The organism is Flavobacterium rhizophilum, assembly GCF_046000485.1.
In the GTDB taxonomy this organism is placed as follows: Bacteria; Bacteroidota; Bacteroidia; order Flavobacteriales; family Flavobacteriaceae; genus Flavobacterium; species Flavobacterium rhizophilum.
Genome location: NZ_JBELQB010000002.1, coordinates 61,026 through 82,037 on the forward strand (window position 1 = coordinate 61,026; position 21,012 = coordinate 82,037).

The window sequence follows — 21,012 nt, forward strand, 5'->3', positions numbered from 1 at the left end:
TTACGAAATTTGTATAAAATTAAAGTTTTTATCCATTCATTGGAATACACATCGTTTTAATTTATCAATAATTTATGAGGCATAGGCTTTTTCCGAGAAACAAAAGAGGAACTGCAAATCATGGCTGGCTTAAAGCCAACTTCTCTTTCTCTTTTGGCAACTATTATAACCCTGACATGGTTCAGTTTGGTATGCTACGTGTACTAAACGACGACACCATTGCAGGAGGCACCGGGTTTGGCACCCATCCTCATGATAATATGGAAATTATAACCATTCCTCTTGAAGGTGGGCTTACCCATAGGGATAGTATGGGTAATCAGGAAACCGTAAGATTTGGCGAAGTACAGGTTATGAGTGCAGGTACCGGTATACAGCATAGCGAAATGAATGCCAGTGAGACTGAAGAAGCCAAAACACTGCAATTATGGATTTTTCCCGAAAAAGATAATGTTACTCCCCGTTACGACCAAAAGGGGTTTGACCTGGAAGCAAGTAAAAATTCATTTGTTACAGTGGTGTCGCCTGAAGATAAAAACGACGGAAATGCACTATGGATTTACCAACAGGCATTTTTGAGCCTTGGCATTTTTGAGGCCGGCACAACTATTACTTATGATTTAAAAATCCCCGAAAACGGAGTATATCTTTTCCTTATAGAAGGAGAGGTTGAAATTAATAATGAAACCATCAGGGAGCGAGATGCCTATGGCATTGTAGAGTTTGAAAATTTTGAAATCAAAACAAACAAGCAGTCCAAGATACTGGTAATCGAGGTTCCCATGAAGTTTAACTAAAAACCATGGAAATTAAAGACAACGAATTCTCAAGACAATTTGAAACAACGGTTGACGACAAAATGATGTCGGTTGAATATTCCAGACAGGAGCGAAAAATTTTCCTGACTAAAATTAATGTGCCGGAAGGAATTGATGAAGATGATGAGATTGTTTCGGATTTTTTAAAAGAAATCTTAGCGATTGCTGAAGAAAAAAGGTTAAGGGTAGTACCTACATATCCAAAAATTGCTGCTTTTTTCAAAAAGAACCCCGGGTATAAGGAAATGCTTCCTCCCGGAATAAGGATCTAAACATCTATTAATTAATATAATGCAAAATTTAAAAGAAAAGAATGCGCTTATTACAGGTGCAGGGAAAGGTATTGGCAAAGCCGTAGCACTTGCACTGGCTGCCGAAGGGGTAAATGTAGCCTTACTGGCCCGTACTAAAACCGACTTAGAGCAGGTTGCCAAAGAAATTGAGCCTTATGGTGTAAAAACTATTGTTGTTACTGCTGATATTGCCGATATCGAATCAGTTAACCAAGCGGTAAATACTGTACTTGCCGAATTCAAAACTATAGATATTCTTATTAACAATGCAGGTATAGGTAAGTTTGGTAAATTCCTTGACCTGACTCCTGAAGATTTTGAGAATATCATCAAAGTAAATCTTTTTGGTATCTATTATGCAACAAGAGCAGTACTGCCGGGCATGATTGAACAACAGGGAGGAGACATTATAAATATCTCTTCTACTGCCGGACTTAAAGGTGCTGCTATGACAAGTGCCTACAGTGCTTCTAAGTTTGCTGTAATGGGACTAACCGAATCCCTGATGCAGGAAGTGCGTAAACACAACATTAGGGTAACTGCACTTACACCAAGTACTGTTGCTACAGATATGGCTATTGACCTGAACCTTACAGACGGTAACCCTGAGAAAGTAATGCAGGCAGAAGATATTGCCGAGGTTATTGTTGCTCAGCTTAAGCTAAACCGCAGGGTATTTATCAAGGAAAGCGGAATTTGGTCTACTAATCCTTAAAAATATATGGAAAGCCTTTACTGCCCGTTATGCAACGGTACATCTAAAAGCTTTTACACACATGGGCAAAGGGAATTTTTACAATGCTCCCTTTGCCTTTCTGTTTTTCTGCACCCAAAGAGCTATTTAACCACGCAGCAGGAAGAAGCACACTACAAACACCACAATAACAATCCCGAAGATACCGGTTACCAAAACTTTGTTAGCCCTGCTACTAATGCCGTACTAAGGGATTTCACTCCTCAGCATAGCGGACTGGATTTTGGTTCGGGAACCGGGTCGCCTATAGTTAAGGTTTTACAGGATAACGGATATACCATAGAGCAGTATGACCTGTTTTTCCATAACAATCCTGCATTGCTTCAAAAACAGTATGACTATATAACCTGTACCGAAGTAGCCGAACATTTTAAAGAACCGCTTAAAGAATTTGAGCTCCTTAAAAACCTGCTACTCCCTAACGGAAAACTTTACCTGATGACTGACTTGTTTAATGAGGAAAGAGATTTTGGCAGTTGGTATTACAAAAACGATCATACTCATGTTTTTATGTACCATCACAACGCCCTGGAATGGATTAGGGAAAAGCTGAAATTCAAAAAGTTGACTATAGAAAAAAGACTCGTAATACTGGAATTATAAGTAATTATTACTTTTGCAGTAAATAATACAAAGACACATATGAAATTTGATAAGATAATTGTTTCCGAAAATGCTTTTAACAGCGAGGATACTAACGCCATATTAAACTCAAACATTGCTGTAATTAACCTGCTTCGTGAAGAAGGGGTTTCGGACGAAGACATACACCCTGATTCACTTATAAGCTACTATCTTGATTACTATACATCAAATGTAAACACCGATGGTTTTGCTAAGTTTGTTTACCACTCACAGTGGACTGACGAACTTAACGAAGTGCTGGAAGAAGGTTTTGAAAAAGTAGGCTCGCAGGCACATCTGGATTACTTCAGGATGCAAACCGAAAAGATCGACTCTCTTACCCGCAAGGAGTTTGACGGTTTTATGAAGCAGGAGTTTGGTAAAAGCCCTGTGAAGCAAAAAATAGACGACGATACTTATTTTGAAATACCCGAAGCACTTGTAGCTCTTAATGCGCAGTGGTTAAGAAATCACCCGGATTTGAAAGTACTCTCTATAGAGGATATGTATGCAGAACTGGAAAAATTTATTGGTAAAAAAATAGAGCGATAATAAAAAAACATCCCTGCTTACAAGCAGGGATGTTTTTTATATGAATATTGATTTTTTATATTTCTCCGGAAATGGAAACGCTTTCCACAGGTTGGTTTACAAACTCCATCCTTACAATTCCGTCCTCATCAATTTTGGTCAGGTTTATTTCGTGTAGCGTATTAACTAGCTCAGGGTTCCAAGGTGTTTTAACTTTTACATAGTTCTCGGTAAATCCGTGAATATATCCTTCCTTGTTCTCCCCTTCAAAAAGTACGGTTCTGGTTGTACCAATCTGGCTTTCATAAAACGCCCGGCGCTTTTTAACCGAAAGTCCCCTAAGCATTTTGCTTCGTTTACTTCTCACATTCATTGGCACTACCCCATCCATTTCGGCTGCCGGAGTGTTATCCCTTTCAGAATAAGTGAATACATGCAGGTACGAAATATCAAGTTCATTAAGAAAGTTATAGGTTTCAAGGAAATGCTCATCGGTCTCACCCGGGAAACCTACAATAACATCAACCCCAATACAGGCATGCGGCATTACTTCCCTTATTTTAGCAACGCGCTCAGTATATACGTGGCGCAGGTAACGCCTTCTCATTAGCTTAAGAATATCATCACTCCCTGATTGTAACGGTATATGAAAGTGTGGCACAAACGTACGGCTTTGCGATACAAACTCAATCGTTTCGTTTTTAAGCAGGTTAGGCTCGATAGACGAAATCCTTAAACGCTCAATTCCATCTACTTTATCTAACGCCTGTACCAGTTCATAAAAGGTATGTTCGTGTTTTTTGTTGCCAAACTCACCCTTACCATAATCACCTATGTTTACACCGGTAAGTACGATTTCCTTAATATTCTGTTGAGATATTTCCTTAGCATTCTTAAGTACGTTTTCCAGAGTATCACTACGTGAAATACCTCTTGCTAACGGAATGGTACAGTAAGTACACTTATAGTCACAACCATCCTGAACCTTTAAAAAGGCACGGGTACGGTCGCCAATAGAGTAACTGCCTACATAAAAATCGGCCTCTGATATTTCGCAGGAATGCACCTCGCCCATATCATTTTTGGAAAGGTCGTTTATATAATCGGTAATCTTAAACTTCTCTGTTGCTCCAAGTACAAGGTCTACACCGTCTACTGCTGCAAGTTCTTCGGGTTTAAGTTGTGCATAACACCCTACAGCTGCCACAAAAGCCTTATCATTCTTCTTTATCGCTTTCTTTACTATCTGTTTGAACTGCTTATCGGCATTTTCGGTAACCGAGCAGGTATTGATAACATATATATCTGCCACATCCTCAAACTCAACACGATCAAATCCTTCATCCTGAAAGTTGCGGGCAATAGTAGATGTCTCTGAAAAATTCAGCTTACATCCTAAAGTATAAAAAGCGACTTTTTTCCTGTTTTCCATTGTATAAGCTCCTTGTAAAGCAGTAACTTTAATTATATTTACCTCTACAAAAAAGAGGTTGCAAATTTACATACAAAAATCGACTTGATGAAATCAATAATAACCTATATATCAATTTGTTGCTTATTTCTCCTTTTTACATCCTGCTCTGGCGACAAAAGCCAAAACCGCGATCATCTTGTTTTCAGGTATAACGAAAATGCTGCCGTAAACTCGCTCGATCCGGCTTTCTCACGCATAAGGCCATCCATTTGGGTTTGTAACCAGATGTTTACCGGACTGGTACAACTGAATGACAGCCTGAACATTAAACCGGACATCGCCAAAAAATGGGAAATATCGCCAGACGGAAAGACCTACACCTTTACCCTGCGAAATGATGTATATTTTCATAAAAGCGATTTATTTGGCAGTGACAGTACCCGTACCGTAACAGCTGCCGACTTTACCTATAGCCTTAACCGATTATTAGATGAAAACGTAGCCGCACCGGGCAGATGGATACTGCAAAATGTAGAAACATTCCATGCCGTAAACGATTCGGTTTTCCAAATACAACTTAACAAAACCTTCCCTGCCTTTTTAGGATTACTTACCATGAAATATGCATCGGTAGTGCCCCATGAAGCTTTTGAAAAACAGGGTTATGATTTCAGGGCAAACCCTATCGGCACAGGCCCTTTTCAGTTTAAAATATGGGAAGAAAATGTAAAACTGGTACTTCGCAGAAATCCGTTATACTATGAAAAGGACGAACAAGGCAACTCCCTGCCCTACCTTGAAGCGGTAGCCATTACCTTTTTACCCGATAAACAAAGTGGTTTCCTTCAATTTGCACAGGGAAAACTGGATTTTGTTTCGGGACTTGACCCATCCTATAAAGATGAGATACTTACTCCAAAAGGGCAGCTACAACCTAAATATGCCGATAGGGTAAACATGATTACCGGACCTTACCTTAATACCGAATATATGGGTTTCAGGCTGGACGGACCCGATGCCGCCGTAAAGGATAAAAGAATAAGGCAGGCACTTAATTATGGTTTTGAGCGAGCCAAAATGATTATGTATCTTAGAAACGGTATGGGTACCCCTGCCATAAACGGAATGATACCAACCGGACTTGGAGGTTACGGCTGCGAAGGGTATGATTACAATCCTGTAAAGGCAAAAGAACTTGTAGCTTCCTACAGGGCTGATACGGGCGATAATAATCCTAAAATACAAATCAGCACCAGTGCCTCATACCTCGATATAACCGAATATCTGCAACGCGAATGGCAAAAAATAGGACTAAATGTGGAAGTAGATGTGAATCCGCCATCTACCCTAACACAGGCTATTTCTACCGGAAAAACATCATTTTTTAAAGCCAGCTGGATTGCTGATTATCCCGATGCCGAAAACTACCTTTCCCTTTTTTACAGCAAGAACTTTTCTCCGGGAGGGCCAAACTATACACACTTTAAAAACGAGGAATTCGACAGACTTTACGAACAAACGTTCCTGATTACCGATGATAAGGAGCGTCAGGAAATCTACAAACAACTGGATGCACTTGTTATGGAAGAAGCTCCTGTAATAGCGCTGTTTTATGACAAGGCTGCCCGATTTACCGGAAAAGATGTAAGCGGACTGGGAATTAACCCATTAAACCTGCTTACACTTAAAAGGGTTAAAAAAGCAGAAAAAGAATAATGCAACACCTACATTCTGTCGGAAATTCCCAATTCTTTCCAAATTTGGAATTATGTTGGGATTCCAAATGCGTATATTTGATATACCTAATTGAATGACAGAATGAAGATTCTAATAATAGAGGACGAAGCCAATCTTAGGGACACCATAACCCAATCGCTTGAAAAAGAAAAATACATTGTAGAAACTGCCTACGACTACATTTCCGGAATGGAAAAAATAGGCGGATATGATTACGACTGCATATTGGTAGATATAATGCTCCCTAACGGAAGCGGCCTTAGCCTGGTTAAGGAACTAAAGGATATGAAACGCCGTGATGCCGTTATAATCATTTCGGCAAAAGATGCCGTTGATGATAAGGTTAAAGGTCTTGATCTTGGTGCCGACGATTATCTTGCAAAACCTTTCCATCTCGCCGAACTACATGCCAGAATAAAATCGGCAGTAAGACGAAAAAGCCATAACGGCAATAATGCCATTGAGTGGAGCAATATTAAAATACTTCCCGAACACCGCGAAGTATTTATAAACGGCAACTCCATTACGCTTAACCGAAAGGAATATGATGTGCTTTACTATTTTATGATAAACCCTAACCGACTTATCAATAAAACAGCACTAGCCGAATCGGTTTGGGGCGATTATACCGATCAGGCCGATAATCTTGACTTTGTGTATTCTCAAATAAAAAACCTTCGCAAAAAACTTAAGGACAACAATGCCGAAGCCGACATACAGTCGGTTTACGGGATAGGTTATAAAATGACATAAATGAAACTCCGTTATTATACATTACGCTACCTTATTATAGCCTTACTGGCAGTTATAGCCTTATGGGCAAGCCTTTACTACGTGGTTATACTGGACGAGGTGTATGACAATATTGATGACGGACTCAAAAACTCCAAGATTCTTATTATTAGGGAATCATACGCTAACGATGATATACTAAATGTAAGGGAATATGGTATTAACCAATTTAAGGTAGAACCGTTACCTAAAGGCCCACTTTATGATTTTTCAGATAAGTTCTCCTCTGATTTCGAGTATATGGAGTATGATGATGACGAAGAACCCGTCCGCCTTTTAAAAACCGTTTTTAATGACAGGCACGGCAATCCGTACAAGTTAACCATTCGTGCCTCTATAGTAGAGGAAGACGAACTGCTCGAAGACTTAATGACAGCCCTGATTGCGCTCTATATTATGTTGGTAGTAAGTATTGCACTCCTAAACCATTTCATTCTTCGAAAGGTATGGAAATCCTTTTATGTAATGCTGGAGAGGCTTAAAAGTTTCAAACTTGGATCGGGCGTTAAGTTTGAAGCCCCTACCTCCCCTGTTTCCGAATTTAAAGTACTGGGACAGGAACTGGAAAAGGTACTGCAACAAAACGAAACGGTATACAGCAGTCAGAAGCAGTTTATAGAAAACGCCTCTCATGAACTGCAAACTCCACTTGCTATAAGCCTTAACAAACTCGAACTACTGGCAGAAAACAATAATCTGAATGAAGAGCAGCTTATTGAAATCTCTAAAATAAACGATACCCTAAACCGACTGGTACGTCTTAACAAATCGTTACTCATGCTTTCCAAAATTGAGAACAGGCAGTTTGAGGAAGAGGAAAACATTGACTTTAACGCTTTGATAAATGAGCTTACCGAAGAGTTTAGAGACTTTGCCGATTATAAGGAAGTAACGGTTAATACCATCAATATTGCCCAACTCAATTTTACCATGAATAAGGGACTGGCAGTAACGTTGGTAAACAACCTGCTTAAAAATGCCATTACACATACCAAATCCGGTGGCAGTCTTGAAATTATTGCCGACAAAAACAGGCTAACATTCCTAAATACCGGAGAAACTCCTCTTGATAAAAACAAAATTTTTGACCGTTTCTTCCGCAGTACTTTAAACGAACAGTCCACCGGGCTGGGGCTTGCCATTGTACAGTCTATCGCTTCAAACTACAATCTTAAGGTGGAGTACGAATACAACCAAAAACATATTTTCAGGATTATTTTCCCTTAAAGATTTACTTTCCCAATTGTTTCCAGATTCAGGTTATAAACTTGTACTATAAAATAAAAACATATAGTTATGGAAACACTTTTGAGACTTTCGACATTATTAATTATTCTTTTCACTGTTTCTGCTTTTGGACAGGAACGAAAAATAACCCTTAATGACCTGCCATCTACAGCAAAAACCTTTATTTCCCAAAACTTCCCCAATCAGGCTCCGTCTTATGTAATAGAAGATAAAGACATAATAGAAACGGAATATGAAGTGGTAATGACAGGCGGTGTAGAAATGGAATTTGATGCAAAGGGCAACTGCAAGGAAATTGACGGAAACGGCTATGCATTACCTGACACCGTTTTACCAAAAGTAATTATGGAATACATTCGTAAAAACTACAAAGGACAGGGAGTTGAAAAAGCTGAGAAAAAACGCTGGGGTTATGAAGTAGAGCTTTTAAACGACCTTGAACTGGAGTTTGACAACAACGGTAAATTTTTAAGACTGGACGACTAAAAACAAATCGGGTATGAGTACCTCGATTATTCTTGATATTCTTTTTATAAAAAAGGCTGCCTGTTGGCAGCCTTTTTATTTCTTATTATGGAGCTTTCTCCATTCCCACGGATCAATAGAATTCTTTTGAGCCCATAATCCTTTATATTGTATACGAGCCTGATTTTCCAGCTTCTTAAATTCCTCGTTATCGGAATATTTATACCTCCAGGCCAAGCCTTCCTTTACTAACAGAGCATTTACATTAATGGTATCATCAACATATATATAACCTAACACACGTCCATACTGATCCTTCCCGCCTTTTGGGTCAACAGTAACCATTTTCCCATAACATAATTTATTGGCAAAATCTTTAGCATTACTGCCAAACGCTTGTTTAGTCTCGGGGCAATCAATATCCAATAAGCGAACCTTCACTTTTTTACCCTTGTATAAAACCTTAAAGGTATCTCCGTCACTAACACTAACAACTTTACCCGTAAATTGAGATAACGGCGCTTCCTTTTCAGTTTTAGGCTTTGATTCTAAATCAGGTAGGCTACCGTTTTTTACGAATACAAAATAAAAAAAGAAAGCCAGCAGTAACAGCAGGCTTCCTATACTATATTTTGATTTTTTATTGCGTTTATTCAAATCAATACAATTATTCTTTTCTCCACTTTTTAGTTTCCTCAAAAACGTGCTCTAGTATCGCAGCGTCTTCCGGGGTAAACTCCACATGGCGTCTTGACATTACTATACGAGCCGTTTCAAAAGCCTTTTTGGTAATGTAGGTGGTAAATCCGGATGCACCACCCCATGAGAAACTCGGCACAAAATTACGAGGGAATCCGCTACCGAAAATATTAGCACTTACCCCTACTACCGTACCGGTGTTAAACATAGTATTAATTCCGCATTTACTGTGGTCACCCATCATAAGTCCGCAAAACTGAAGCCCGGTTTTCACAAAACCTTCCTTCTCATAGCTCCACAGTTTTACTTCCTCATAATTATTTTTAAGGTTAGAATTATTGGTATCAGCACCAATATTACACCATTCCCCAAGAACCGAGTTTCCTAAGAAACCATCATGCCCTTTATTAGAATAACCAAACAGCACTGAATTGTTTACCTCTCCACCAATTCTGGAATGAGGTCCAACTGTTGTAGCACCATATACTTTAGTTGCCAGTTTTACCTGTGCTCCTTCGCAAAGCGCAAATGGCCCACGGATTACAGAGTTCTCCATAATCTCGGTATCCTTACCTATGTATATAGGTCCGGTTGAGGCATTAAGGGTTACAAACTCCAGTTTAGCACCTTCCTCAATAAATATATTTTCGGCAGCAATAACATTAACGCTCGACGGTATAGGCTGAGAAACCCTGTCGGCAGTAAGAAGCTCAAAATCTTCTCTTATCGCAGCATCATTATTTTTGAATATATCCCACGGATTTTCAACACGCAGGCAGTCTTCGGTATACTCAATCGCCTCATAGCTGTCAAAATCCACCTCTTCCTGAGTATCTTTAGTATAAAAGGCAATTATCTCGTCTCCATAAAATATAGCCTGATTTTCTTCAAGGCTCTGCACCATTTCGACAAGCACCTCATTTGGCAGGAATGATGCATTGATCATTATATTCTCCTCCATCTCTACCATAGGATATTTATCCATAAGGTACTCTTCGGTAAGCGTAGTTGTGGTATAGCCCAGGTATTTTTCCCATTTTTCACGTATGGTAAGTATTCCCACACGTATATCGGCCACCGGCCTAGTAAAGGTAAAAGGTAACAGGGCGTTGCGCACCGTTCCGTCAAATAATATATAATTCATTACTGTGGTGTTTAGCATTAAAAAGCAACAGCACGAATTTACATCAAATCTTTTCAATAAAAAAGTTTCTTAACGGGCAGGCAGTAGTAATTGTAATACTTACAAATAAAAAAAAGCCTTCCGTAAACGGAAGGCTTTTCTGTATGATAGATAAATCCAAAAATTATTTTTTGAATTTAGCGTATTTAGTTTTGAATTTATCAATACGTCCTGCAGTATCGATAAGTTTAGATTTACCAGTGTAGAAAGGGTGTGAAGTTCTTGATATCTCCATTTTCACTACCGGATATTCAACTCCGTCCACTTCAATTGTTTCTTTTGTATCTGCTGTAGATTTAGTGATAAAAATATCGTCGTTAGACATATCTTTGAATGCTACTAATCTGTAATTCTCTGGGTGAATACCTTTTTTCATCTTTGTAAATTTTGTATTGTTCTGGCTGCAAAACTATTTCGCGGCTTCCCTTCTTTCAGGAAAGGTGTAAACGCCTCACAGCTTTTTAGTTTTTAAATCTTTTCAATTCAGAGCGCAAAAGTACAATTATTTTTTTAAAATCAAATCATTACAATTATTTTTTTTGACTGTAACACTTTTTGTTTTTCGCTACTCATTATAGAGTAATTAGTATATTTGTAGATTAAATAAACCAAATCAAAAAACAACAGCAATGAAAGAAGCAATAAAAAAGAATGGCGTAAACTTCGGTATTATTCTGGGAATACTTTTAATAGCACTAATAACGATTCAATATACAGTTGATATAAATCTTTTTGTTAATCCATGGATTAACATTATTAAAATGATCCTTTTTATTGTTCTTGGGATTATAGCTATAGCAAAAGCAAAAGCTTCATTAAAGGGTTTTATAAGTTTTAAAGAAGCCTTTACAGCATATTTTTTAACTATAGTAATAGGCTCATTAGGCTCTACATTATTTGTTATACTATTATTTAATGTAATTGATCCTTCTGCAAAAACAACTGTAATGGATCTTATTATTGAATCAACAGCAAAAACTCTTCAAAGTTTTGGAAGTAGCACAGAGGATATAAAGAAAATGGTTGACGAAATGGAAAAAGCTGATAGTTTTGGAGTCGCCTCACAACTAAAAGGTCTGGCAATTTCAATACTTGGTTATTCTGTTGTTGGCCTTATATGTGCCGCTGCATTCAAAAAAAATCCAACACACGAGCAATAAATTAATGAATATATCCATAGTTATACCACTCCTTAATGAAGAGGAGTCCTTACAGGAATTACACCAGTGGATTGTTAACGTTATGACGGCTAACAGTTACAGCTATGAGGTCATTTTTATTGACGATGGCAGCACTGATGGTTCCTGGAACAGCATACAACAACTGGCGGAACAAAACCCCAACATAAAAGGTATACGCTTTTTGCGCAATTACGGTAAATCTCAGGCACTGCATGCCGGGTTTGCTAAAGCGCAGGGAGACGTAATTATTACTATGGATGCCGATTTACAGGATAGTCCGGACGAAATACCGGAACTGTACAATATGGTTACGGCACAGGGATATGATTTGGTTTCAGGTTGGAAAAAAAAGCGTTACGATTCTGTTATCGCAAAAAACCTGCCTTCCAAACTGTTTAACTGGGCTGCAAGAAAAACATCGGGGGTAAAACTTAACGATTTCAACTGCGGACTTAAAGCTTACAAAAACGTAGTTGTAAAAAATGTAGAGGTATCAGGCGAAATGCACCGCTATATACCGGTACTGGCAAAAAATGCCGGATTTGGCAACATAGGTGAAAAAGTAGTAATACACCAGGCCAGAAAATACGGAACATCAAAATTCGGGATGAGCCGCTTTATAAACGGTTTCCTTGATTTGATTACCATATGGTTTCTTTCCCGTTTCGGTAAAAGACCAATGCACCTTTTCGGTGCCATGGGAGTACTTATGTTTATTATAGGTTTTCTTTCTGCCTTATATATAGGTATAATCAAACTTTATAAGTTATATAATAACGAACCAACCATACTGGTAACAAGTAACCCGTGGTTCTACATAGCCTTAGCAACTATGGTTATAGGTACTCAATTGTTTCTTGCCGGATTTTTAGGCGAGATAATATTGAGGACAAAAAACAACGAAGAACGTTATAAAATAAGCGAAGTTTTATAAAAGGCATATTACACAAATATGCCTTTTATCCAAATAATATAAAACTATGGATATCAAAAAAGAGATACTGGATAAAGTAAATGTTTGGCTATCACCCCTTTTTGACAACCAGACACAGGAAGCTGTAAAAGAGATGATGACATCGTCACCAAAAGAACTGGAAGACAGCTTTTACAAAAACCTTGAGTTTGGAACCGGGGGAATGCGCGGTATTATGGGACCGGGAACTAACCGTATCAATAAATATACTCTGGGCAAGGCAACACAGGGACTTAGTAATTACCTGAAAAAGGTTTTTACAGGCGAAGAAACTAAAGTAGCTATTGCTTACGACTGCCGTAACAACAGTGATACCCTTGCCAAAGTGGTTGCCGATGTTTTCTCGGCTAACGGTATCAAAGTATTTTTATTTACCGACCTGAGACCAACGCCCGAACTTTCTTTTGCCGTAAGACACCTTAGCTGTCATGCAGGTATTGTACTTACAGCATCACACAACCCACCGGAATATAACGGATACAAAGTATACTGGCAGGATGGCGGACAGCTTGTACCACCACAGGACGGAGAAATCATTAGTATTATTGAAGCTTTAGAGTACGACCAGATAAACTTTAACGCTAACGAAAACCTGATTGAATACATTGATAATGATATAGATAAGGCTTTTCTTGGTGCTTCATTAGGAGCAGCTACCTTCAATACGCCACAGGAAGCAAAAGATGCACTTAAAGTGGTTTTCACTCCGCTTCACGGAACATCGGTTAAACTTATCCCTGATTTACTTGAAGACGCCGGATACAGTAATGTACACATTGTAAACGAACAGGCTGTACCGGACGGGAATTTCCCAACAGTAAAATCGCCAAACCCGGAAGAACCGGAAGCCCTTTCAATGGCTATTGAACTGGCTAACCAAACCGATGCTGATATTGTTGTAGGTACCGACCCCGACAGTGACCGCCTTGGTGTTGCCGTAAGAAACAGCCAAGGTATTATGACACTGCTTAACGGTAACCAAACAATGATGCTTATGACACACTTCCTTTTGGAAGAATGGAAAAAGCAGGGCAAACTTACCGGAAACCAGTTTATAGGTTCGACCATAGTATCTACACCTATGCTTATGGAGCTGGCTACTGATTATGGTGTACAGTGTAAAGTGGGACTAACCGGATTTAAATGGATTGCCAAAATGATTGTTGATTTCCCTGAGCTACAGTTTATAGGTGGTGGCGAAGAAAGCTTCGGTTATATGGTAGGTGATTTTGTACGCGATAAAGATGCTGTTACCTCTACCCTTTTATTATGCGAAATGGCTGCACAGGCAAAAGCCAATGCAAGTTCGCTATATCAGGAGTTATTAAAACTATACACCAAATACGGCTTCTATAAGGAGTACCTTATATCACTAACCAAAAAAGGTATGGACGGCGCTCAGGAAATAAAACAGATGATGATTGACCTGCGTGAGAGTCCGTTAAAAGAAATAAACGGTGAGCGTGTGGTAATGGTTGAAGATTATCAGGCTTCTACCGCAAAAAACATGTTTACAGGTGAAGAAGAAGCACTAACTTTACCAAAATCTAACGTACTTATATATTACCTTGAAGACGGCACAAAAATTTGTGCAAGGCCAAGCGGAACCGAGCCTAAAATTAAATTTTACTTCAGTGTAAACGATACGCTGGATAAAGTGGAAAACGCACGTGAGGTGGAAACAATTCTTGATCATAAAATCAGGAATATTATTGAAGAGATGAACTTGATATAAATGGATTATTTTAAAAAAATATTTCGCTTTGCGAAACCCTACAAAAGGTATGCTTACTTAAATATATTTTTCAATGTATGGTATGCTTTATTTAGTGCACTTTCTTTCGTAGCACTTATACCTATGATGACTGTTCTTTTTGAAAAAGAAGAACAAATTTTTGCCAAACCTGTGTATGAAGGTTTTATGGATACGGGAAGATACCTAAAGGATTATATGGGGTATTACATCAGTACTACTTCTGCTGAACATGGGCAGCAGTATGTTCTTTCCATAATGATAGGGCTTATTATTTCCCTGTTCCTGTTAAAAAACCTTTGTAACTATGGCGCTATGTACTTTATCACCTTCTTAAGGAATGGTGTACTTAAAGATATACGAAATGCAATTTACAGTAAAACGGTAGCACTACCTATCTCATTTTTCTCAGAGAAAAGAAAAGGAGATATCATGTCCAGAATTTCTTCTGATGTGCTTGAAATACAACACTCTTTTCTTTCCATACTGGAACTAATAGTACGCGAGCCGCTAACCATACTTTTTACAATCGTCACCATGTTTGTAATAAGCGTTAAGCTAACACTATTCGTTTTTATTTTCATCCCTCTTTCAGGATGGCTTATTTCCATAGTAGGTAAATCATTAAAAAAACAGTCAGACAGGGCGCAAAGAGAACAGGGATATTTTATTTCCATACTTGAAGAAACCTTAGGAGGACTAAAAGTCATTAAAGGCTTTAATGCAGAGAAAAATTTTGAAGGAAAATTTGGGGATTCCAACACACGATTCTTCAACCTGTCTAATAAAATATTAAACAGGCAAAATGTTGCCACCCCGTTAAGTGAATTTTTAGGTATTGTAGTTATTGCTGCACTTTTATGGTTTGGCGGGCATATGGTACTTGTTGAGGGTACACTGGATGCACCCGACTTTATCTCTTACATGGGACTTGCTTATAACATTCTTACTCCGGCAAAAGCCATATCAAGAGCTTCTTACAATGTTAAGAAAGGTAATGCTGCTGCCGAACGTGTTATGGAGATACTGGAGCAGGATAATCCGATTGTTAGTAAACAGGGAGCCATAGAGAAAAACACTTTTGATAAAGAAATCGCTATTGAGAATATTAACTTTAGGTATGAAGATGAAAATGTACTTAAAGATTTCTCCCTAACCATACCAAAAGGAAAAACTGTAGCTCTGGTAGGGCAGTCAGGTAGCGGTAAGAGTACTATTGCTAACCTGCTTACCCGTTTTTATGATGTACAGGAAGGCAGCATAAAAATAGACAATACCAATATTAAAGATATGAGCCTTCATTCACTACGTGGCCTAATGGGACTAGTAACTCAGGACAGTATCTTATTCAACGAAACTATTCGAAATAATATCATGCTGGGAAAACCTGATGCTACAGATGAAGAGGTACTGGCAGCACTTAAAATAGCCAATGCCTATGAATTTGTAAAAGATTTACCTAAAGGTATTGACACTAATATTGGTGATAGCGGGAACAAACTTTCGGGCGGACAGAAACAGCGTTTAAGTATTGCACGTGCCGTACTTAAAAACCCTCCTATCATGATTCTGGATGAGGCAACATCAGCTTTGGATACCGAAAGTGAAAGACTGGTACAGCAGGCTCTTGAAAACATGATGAAAAACCGAACATCGGTAGTAATAGCCCACAGACTTTCAACCATACAGAAAGCAGATAACATCGTGGTTATGAAAAAAGGCCGCATTGTGGAACAGGGCACTCATGACGAACTTATGGCTAAAGACGGTACTTATAGAAAACTGGTAGCTATGCAGTCGTTTGATTAACACTAAAACGATATATGATAATAATACGTTAAGAAGAGCTGCAGTATTGCAGCTTTTCTTATTATGAGATAATTTTACATAAAAATCACTATGCCCAAAAAAGCTATTATTTACGATCTTGATAATACCTTATACCCTGTTCATGCTATAGGAGAAAAGTTGTTCGGTCCTCTTTTCGATCTTATCATTGAAACAGGAAAACATAACAATGATATTGAAGCCATAAAAAAAGAAACCATGCGTACGCCTTTCAGGCTTGTAGCAAAAGAATTCGGGCTTAGTGAAGATCTTACCGCTCAGGCTATAAACCTACAGGAGAATTTAGGTTACGATGAGCCTATAACCCCTTTTGATGATTACCCCGAAATCAAAACCATAGACGCCGAACGTTTTTTGGTTACTACAGGTTTTCAAAAAATGCAAAGGGCAAAAATCACCCAAATGGGTATAGAAAATGACTTTAAGGAAATCCATGTAGTTAACCCGGTGCTTACCAGTAAAAAAGAGGTTTTTGCCGATATTTTAAAGCGTCATAACTATCAACCGGAAGAAGTACTTGTGGTTGGTGATGATCCAAACTCTGAGATACAGGCCGCAAAAGACCTTGGTATAGAAACTGTTTTATACAATAAGTTCGACTGGCATCCGCTGGACTCGGCTACTTATGCCATATCACACTTTAAGGAACTAAAACCTATTTTTCTGAAAGGTTAAAAAACTAATAACAGTATTTTAATCAGCGTAACAGAAACATTCGTAACTTTAAGTTTAAATAATACTTCCCCTATGTATGTTTCTAACGAACAGATAACACTACCGGAAACTGATACCATTGTATGGAAATACCTTGATCTTTCTAAGTTTCTGGATTTATTGCTATGCAAACAGTTGTTTATGTCCCGATCGGATAAGTTTGAAGACCAGTATGAGGGTACGTTTAGCGAACCTACTTACGAGGAGCTTAAAAAGATATCTGAAAACAATCCGGAATTTATGGATTACTACAAAAGCCACCGCAAAAATGTAGTGATAAGCAGTTGGCATATTAACGAATATGAATCGTATGCTATGTGGCAAATTTTCACCCAAAACAGTGAAGGCTTAGCCATACAGTCTACTGTAAAAAGATTACAGGAAGCCCTAATCCACGAAGGGCGTTATGAACAGCACATTGGCGAAGTAAAATACATCGATTATAAAAAAGAGCATATTCCGTTTGATAATAACTTTTTCCCTTTTCTTTTTAAAAGAAAAAGCTTTCAGTATGAAAAAGAGGTAAGAATAATATCAAACCTTGCAAAACACAACCTCAATATTAACGAAGGAGTAAAAATCAGTATCGACATCAATAAGCTTATTGAGAAAATATACATCCATCCAAAATCAGAAAACTGGTATAAAAACCTTGTTTTCCAGCTAATGGAACAACTGGGCTTTAATTTCCAAGTCGAAAAATCTGACCTGGAAAGCGATATCCTTATTTAGTTTACAGGCTCGTATGATTCTACTATCCACTCGTTTGCAATCAGGTTACAAAACTGATAGTGTACCATATCGTTTTTATCAAAAGCGCCGTTTTTATTGATATCCTCAATAGTACGGAAGTATATTCTGTTTTGAACCTCAACAATATTCCAATCTATAAGTTCCTCCATATCTTTTGAGAGCTTTGTAAAGTTGGCTCCACTTATATCACTAATATATAGAGACCTGATATCGTTTGCATCAATCTTACCATCCTGATTGGTATCACTATCAACCAACGTGTAAACCAGTAATTGTTTCTTAGTCCTTTCAGCAATGGTATTAAGATAGGTTGCTGTTTGTATCTGTACCTGCTTATCGGTTAGTGGATTTAAAGCTGTAGAATCTATATGCTGAAACTTCAGGTTTTCAAAATATCCGGTAAGCTCAAAACGGTTGTAGTTGGAAATAGCATAACTCACGTTATCGTTCATCCTGCTACCATAGGTTTTGTAGGCACTGTTATCATAAATACGCATATCCCCTACCGGATGTATAAGGTATTTTGTCCCTTCCATATGCACAGGCAAATCGGCAACCTTAATTTGGGAAGAATCTTTCTTTTCCGGCTTTTTCACCTCTGCAGGTTCCATATATTTCACTTTTGGCTTCTCTTCTTCCTGCTTACAACTATAAGCCGCAATAAGAGTTGAAAGAGCCAGTATAACAGTTACAGCTTTTTTCATTCGTCACAACATATTAGGTACCCAGTATTGAATACTCTATCAAAAATAAAGAAAATGTTTCAAAAAATTAAATTCTCGCAGTAAGCTTAAGGCTAAATACACGAGATGTTAAATAATTAGGGATACCATACTGGCTTTTTGTATACACATCCCTTACCCATGTATTGGTAATGGCATTTTGGTTATTGAAAAGGTTAAATATTTCAAGACCTAATGACAGTTCCTTGAATACAGACAGCCAGTGCCCCTCTTCAAACTTCTCACTACCATCTGTAAACACATAAGCAAAACCAGCATCAGCACGGCGGTAATCGTTTAACCTTGACTGATACACATAAGAATCAGCATACGATGGCGAACCACCCGGCAATCCTGTATTATAAACTAAATTAAGGTACATTTTTAGGTTAGGGATAGTGGGCACATAATCCTGAAAAAGAATACCAAACTTAAGGCGCTGGTCTGTAGGACGGGCAATATAGCCCCTATCGTTAATATTCTCTTCAGTTCTCATATAACCAAAACTCAGCCATGATTCAGTTCCAGGCACAAGTTCCCCGTTAAGCCTCATATCGAGTCCATAAGCATAAGCCACAGCATCATTATTGGCACGATAACGAATCCTAACGTTTTCAATCGTATAAGTATTTACATCATCCAGTTTTTTATAATACGCTTCAGAAACCAGTTTGAATTTCTTACCCTTTACTGTTTTAAAACTGTAGTCATTACCTACCACAAAATGTATTGAACGTTGTGCTTTAACATCCGGGTTCACTACACCGTCACTACTCCTAAGCTCTCTATAAAACGGCGGTTGGTAGTAAAACCCTCCCGAAACACGGAAAAGCATGTCCATTTCCCAGTTAGGTTTTAAAGTAAACTGTGCACGCGGGCTTATTACTATCTGGCTCTTGCCATCTTCGGCATCCCTTTGGGTAACCTGCCACTGATGTGCCCTTACTCCTGCATTCATCCACACTTCACTTTCACCAATTTTAGCCCTTCTGCTCCATTGCGCATAACCCGAAACCCTGTTGATTTGTGTAAAGTTTAAAGCCCTGACACTGTTATAAGGTACAAGCGGGCCTGTGTATGGATTATAGGGCTGATCGTTTACAGGCAGGTCTATTACCGGCGGATTAAGTGAGAATCCGGCAGAATCGATAACTTCCCATTCCAATAAACGGTCGCGTATATCTTCTCGGGTATATTTAACACCCCATTCTATTTTGTTCTTTTTGATATTGTGATACCCTTTTACCTCAAGGTTAGCAATAAGTGCATCAAGATTGTTACGGGCGTGGTTTAACTGAGAACCTACAGCCCTTGCAAAACGCACATCACCAAATGTTTCCGAACCAATATTGGTATCTACTTCCCCAAGCGCATACTGGGCCAAAATATCAAAATGCTCCTGCTCCTGTGTATGATAAAGGGAACCTATAACCTTAAGCGTAAAATCATCAGATACTTTGTAGGTTGATTTTATTGCTCCAAAGTAAGTTTTGTATTCATCTTTTTCCTGCCCGTCATAAAAAATCTGAAGTGCAATAGGCTCGTCTATAGTACCAAAATTGGTTTGTCTGTATAGTGGTTGATAATGATATTTGTTTTCGGAAATATTACCAAGGAAACTTATCTCCCATTTTTCATTAGGTTTAAAGTTTACCATAGTCTGCACATCGGCAAAAGTTGGTTTATAGTTTGTTTCCGTTTGCTGACTGTTAACCAAAAGACTGTTATCCCTGTAACGTCCGCCTATAATACCACTCCATTTCTTATTTTTGGAAGCACTTTCCAGTGTTAGGCTACCGCCAAGGAAACTTGCCTCAAGCTGTGCCCCGAATTCTTCAGGCCTTCTGTAAGAGATGTCCAATACCGAAGATAGTTTATCTCCATATTTTGCCTGAAAACCACCTGCCGAAAAACTCAGGTCTTTCACCATACTGGAGTTGGTAAAACTTAAACCCTCCTGCTGTCCTGAACGGATTAAGAATGGGCGGTATATCTCTATATCCTCCACATATACCAGGTTTTCATCATAGTTACCACCCCTAACAGCATATTGTGTACTAAGCTCGTTATTGGAATTACCACTCACAATTTTGATGAACTCCTCAACTCCTCCTGAAGCCGAAGGTAATTTTCGTATGGTTGCCGGAGATACTTTTATAATCCCCTCAATCCTGTCTTCTTCAGTGTTTTTATCAATAACTACATTATCAAGCTCTGTATGCCCTGTAAGCAGTATAAAATTCATTTCGGCAGTATCATTTTCCGCCATTTCCACATCAAGCGATGATAGTTTAAAGCTGGTATGTTCAAACCACACCACAACTTCCCTGTCAATAGGAATTGAAATTTTGTAAACACCGTTAACATCAGATACTGTTCTTACCGTACCTTCAATATCAGCATAATAAACATTAACTCCTTCAATAGGCTGCCTGTTTTCGTCTAAGAGAATTCCGTATAGTATTGGCTTTTGTTGGGCAAAAGCCACAGCACTGAGCATAAAAAGCATC

General features: G+C 38.5%; 21 protein-coding genes. 15 read left to right on the forward strand and 6 right to left on the reverse strand.

The genetic code is table 11. The features are described 5' to 3' along the window. Positions 1–74: 74 nt before the first annotated feature. The 5 genes from ABS768_RS02350 to ABS768_RS02370 are packed head-to-tail and all read left to right on the forward strand — an operon-like array spanning position 75 to position 3,041. Positions 75–797, forward strand: a complete 723-nt coding sequence (locus tag ABS768_RS02350) for a pirin family protein (RefSeq protein ID WP_408073358.1) — start codon at positions 75–77, stop codon at positions 795–797. A 5-nt stretch (positions 798–802) separates the two neighbouring features. After that, on the forward strand, positions 803–1,090 hold the full coding sequence (locus ABS768_RS02355; protein ID WP_330442098.1) for a GNAT family N-acetyltransferase: 288 nt from the start codon (positions 803–805) through the stop codon (positions 1,088–1,090). A gap of 19 nt (positions 1,091–1,109) precedes the next feature. Further along, positions 1,110–1,826: a 3-ketoacyl-ACP reductase gene (locus ABS768_RS02360; RefSeq protein WP_408073359.1), complete on the forward strand. Its 717-nt coding sequence runs from the start codon at positions 1,110–1,112 to the stop codon at positions 1,824–1,826. A gap of 6 nt (positions 1,827–1,832) precedes the next feature. Continuing rightward, positions 1,833–2,468, forward strand: coding sequence for a class I SAM-dependent methyltransferase (locus ABS768_RS02365; RefSeq protein ID WP_408073360.1), 636 nt, complete (start codon positions 1,833–1,835; stop codon positions 2,466–2,468). Between the two features lie 39 nt (positions 2,469–2,507). Then, positions 2,508–3,041, forward strand: coding sequence for a DMP19 family protein (locus ABS768_RS02370; protein ID WP_408073361.1), 534 nt, complete (start codon positions 2,508–2,510; stop codon positions 3,039–3,041). 55 nt (positions 3,042–3,096) lie between these two features. Here ABS768_RS02370 and mtaB read toward each other — a convergent pair whose 3' ends face one another. Further along, positions 3,097–4,452, reverse strand: coding sequence for a tRNA (N(6)-L-threonylcarbamoyladenosine(37)-C(2))-methylthiotransferase MtaB (gene mtaB, locus ABS768_RS02375; RefSeq protein ID WP_408073362.1), 1,356 nt, complete (start codon positions 4,450–4,452; stop codon positions 3,097–3,099). A gap of 87 nt (positions 4,453–4,539) precedes the next feature. On the opposite strand from mtaB, the gene ABS768_RS02380 reads away from it, so the two are divergent. From ABS768_RS02380 to ABS768_RS02395, 4 genes are all read left to right on the forward strand, one after another. Beyond that, positions 4,540–6,150 (forward strand): ABC transporter substrate-binding protein, encoded by a 1,611-nt coding sequence (locus tag ABS768_RS02380; RefSeq protein ID WP_408073363.1) that lies wholly within the window; start codon positions 4,540–4,542, stop codon positions 6,148–6,150. Positions 6,151–6,252: 102 nt separating this feature from the next. Then, positions 6,253–6,924 (forward strand): response regulator transcription factor, encoded by a 672-nt coding sequence (locus tag ABS768_RS02385; protein WP_408073364.1) that lies wholly within the window; start codon positions 6,253–6,255, stop codon positions 6,922–6,924. Continuing rightward, positions 6,925–8,190 (forward strand): sensor histidine kinase, encoded by a 1,266-nt coding sequence (locus ABS768_RS02390; RefSeq protein WP_408073365.1) that lies wholly within the window; start codon positions 6,925–6,927, stop codon positions 8,188–8,190. Between the two features lie 69 nt (positions 8,191–8,259). Further along, positions 8,260–8,697 (forward strand): PepSY-like domain-containing protein, encoded by a 438-nt coding sequence (locus ABS768_RS02395; RefSeq protein ID WP_408073366.1) that lies wholly within the window; start codon positions 8,260–8,262, stop codon positions 8,695–8,697. Positions 8,698–8,772: 75 nt separating this feature from the next. On the opposite strand, the gene ABS768_RS02400 is transcribed toward ABS768_RS02395, so the two are convergent. The 3 genes from ABS768_RS02400 to ABS768_RS02410 all read right to left on the reverse strand — a co-directional run bounded on the left by ABS768_RS02400 (position 8,773) and on the right by ABS768_RS02410 (position 10,934). Continuing rightward, positions 8,773–9,333 carry a thermonuclease family protein gene (locus ABS768_RS02400; RefSeq protein ID WP_408073368.1) on the reverse strand — a complete coding sequence of 187 codons (561 nt, stop codon included), beginning with the start codon at positions 9,331–9,333 and terminating at the stop codon, positions 8,773–8,775. Positions 9,334–9,343: 10 nt separating this feature from the next. Next, on the reverse strand, positions 9,344–10,519 hold the full coding sequence (locus ABS768_RS02405) for a GlmU family protein (RefSeq protein ID WP_408073369.1): 1,176 nt from the start codon (positions 10,517–10,519) through the stop codon (positions 9,344–9,346). Between the two features lie 163 nt (positions 10,520–10,682). Continuing rightward, positions 10,683–10,934, reverse strand: coding sequence for a type B 50S ribosomal protein L31 (locus ABS768_RS02410; RefSeq protein WP_035130459.1), 252 nt, complete (start codon positions 10,932–10,934; stop codon positions 10,683–10,685). Positions 10,935–11,187: 253 nt separating this feature from the next. On the opposite strand from ABS768_RS02410, the gene ABS768_RS02415 reads away from it, so the two are divergent. From ABS768_RS02415 to ABS768_RS02440, 6 genes are all read left to right on the forward strand, one after another. Continuing rightward, positions 11,188–11,718, forward strand: coding sequence for a DUF4199 domain-containing protein (locus tag ABS768_RS02415; RefSeq protein WP_408073370.1), 531 nt, complete (start codon positions 11,188–11,190; stop codon positions 11,716–11,718). A gap of 4 nt (positions 11,719–11,722) precedes the next feature. Continuing rightward, positions 11,723–12,673, forward strand: coding sequence for a glycosyltransferase family 2 protein (locus tag ABS768_RS02420; RefSeq protein ID WP_408073371.1), 951 nt, complete (start codon positions 11,723–11,725; stop codon positions 12,671–12,673). Between the two features lie 46 nt (positions 12,674–12,719). Next, positions 12,720–14,447, forward strand: coding sequence for a phospho-sugar mutase (locus ABS768_RS02425; protein ID WP_408073372.1), 1,728 nt, complete (start codon positions 12,720–12,722; stop codon positions 14,445–14,447). After that, positions 14,448–16,274, forward strand: a complete 1,827-nt coding sequence (locus tag ABS768_RS02430) for an ABC transporter ATP-binding protein (RefSeq protein ID WP_408073373.1) — start codon at positions 14,448–14,450, stop codon at positions 16,272–16,274. Positions 16,275–16,364: 90 nt separating this feature from the next. Continuing rightward, entirely contained in the window at positions 16,365–16,988 is a 624-nt protein-coding gene (locus tag ABS768_RS02435; protein WP_408073374.1) for an HAD family hydrolase, read from the forward strand. A 72-nt stretch (positions 16,989–17,060) separates the two neighbouring features. Next, a complete protein-coding gene (locus ABS768_RS02440) occupies positions 17,061–17,759 on the forward strand; it encodes a DUF2971 domain-containing protein (protein ID WP_408073375.1) in 699 nt (232 codons plus the stop codon). Here ABS768_RS02440 and ABS768_RS02445 read toward each other — a convergent pair. Continuing rightward, entirely contained in the window at positions 17,756–18,484 is a 729-nt protein-coding gene (locus ABS768_RS02445; RefSeq protein WP_408073376.1) for a hypothetical protein, read from the reverse strand. The two genes, ABS768_RS02440 and ABS768_RS02445, sit on opposite strands and share 4 nt — an antisense overlap. Positions 18,485–18,551: 67 nt before the next feature. Next, a complete protein-coding gene (locus ABS768_RS02450) occupies positions 18,552–21,011 on the reverse strand; it encodes a carboxypeptidase-like regulatory domain-containing protein (protein ID WP_408073686.1) in 2,460 nt (819 codons plus the stop codon). Position 21,012 lies beyond the last annotated feature (1 nt).

Bases quoted from the DNA above. Each gene is read 5' to 3' on its own strand.
- ABS768_RS02420 (WP_408073371.1), top strand. From the start codon at position 11,723: ATGAATATATCCATAGTTATACCACTCCTTAATGAAGAGGAGTCCTTA.
- ABS768_RS02385 (WP_408073364.1), top strand. From the start codon at position 6,253: ATGAAGATTCTAATAATAGAGGACGAAGCCAATCTTAGGGACACCATA.
- ABS768_RS02440 (WP_408073375.1), top strand. From the start codon at position 17,061: ATGTATGTTTCTAACGAACAGATAACACTACCGGAAACTGATACCATT.
- mtaB (WP_408073362.1), bottom strand. From the start codon at position 4,452: ATGGAAAACAGGAAAAAAGTCGCTTTTTATACTTTAGGATGTAAGCTG.
- ABS768_RS02390 (WP_408073365.1), top strand. From the start codon at position 6,925: ATGAAACTCCGTTATTATACATTACGCTACCTTATTATAGCCTTACTG.
- ABS768_RS02445 (WP_408073376.1), bottom strand. From the start codon at position 18,484: ATGAAAAAAGCTGTAACTGTTATACTGGCTCTTTCAACTCTTATTGCG.
- ABS768_RS02435 (WP_408073374.1), top strand. From the start codon at position 16,365: ATGCCCAAAAAAGCTATTATTTACGATCTTGATAATACCTTATACCCT.
- ABS768_RS02410 (WP_035130459.1), bottom strand. From the start codon at position 10,934: ATGAAAAAAGGTATTCACCCAGAGAATTACAGATTAGTAGCATTCAAA.
- ABS768_RS02430 (WP_408073373.1), top strand. From the start codon at position 14,448: ATGGATTATTTTAAAAAAATATTTCGCTTTGCGAAACCCTACAAAAGG.
- ABS768_RS02415 (WP_408073370.1), top strand. From the start codon at position 11,188: ATGAAAGAAGCAATAAAAAAGAATGGCGTAAACTTCGGTATTATTCTG.
- ABS768_RS02370 (WP_408073361.1), top strand. From the start codon at position 2,508: ATGAAATTTGATAAGATAATTGTTTCCGAAAATGCTTTTAACAGCGAG.
- ABS768_RS02365 (WP_408073360.1), top strand. From the start codon at position 1,833: ATGGAAAGCCTTTACTGCCCGTTATGCAACGGTACATCTAAAAGCTTT.
- ABS768_RS02360 (WP_408073359.1), top strand. From the start codon at position 1,110: ATGCAAAATTTAAAAGAAAAGAATGCGCTTATTACAGGTGCAGGGAAA.
- ABS768_RS02395 (WP_408073366.1), top strand. From the start codon at position 8,260: ATGGAAACACTTTTGAGACTTTCGACATTATTAATTATTCTTTTCACT.
- ABS768_RS02450 (WP_408073686.1), bottom strand. From the start codon at position 21,011: ATGCTTTTTATGCTCAGTGCTGTGGCTTTTGCCCAACAAAAGCCAATA.
- ABS768_RS02425 (WP_408073372.1), top strand. From the start codon at position 12,720: ATGGATATCAAAAAAGAGATACTGGATAAAGTAAATGTTTGGCTATCA.
- ABS768_RS02405 (WP_408073369.1), bottom strand. From the start codon at position 10,519: ATGAATTATATATTATTTGACGGAACGGTGCGCAACGCCCTGTTACCT.
- ABS768_RS02355 (WP_330442098.1), top strand. From the start codon at position 803: ATGGAAATTAAAGACAACGAATTCTCAAGACAATTTGAAACAACGGTT.
- ABS768_RS02380 (WP_408073363.1), top strand. From the start codon at position 4,540: ATGAAATCAATAATAACCTATATATCAATTTGTTGCTTATTTCTCCTT.
- ABS768_RS02350 (WP_408073358.1), top strand. From the start codon at position 75: ATGAGGCATAGGCTTTTTCCGAGAAACAAAAGAGGAACTGCAAATCAT.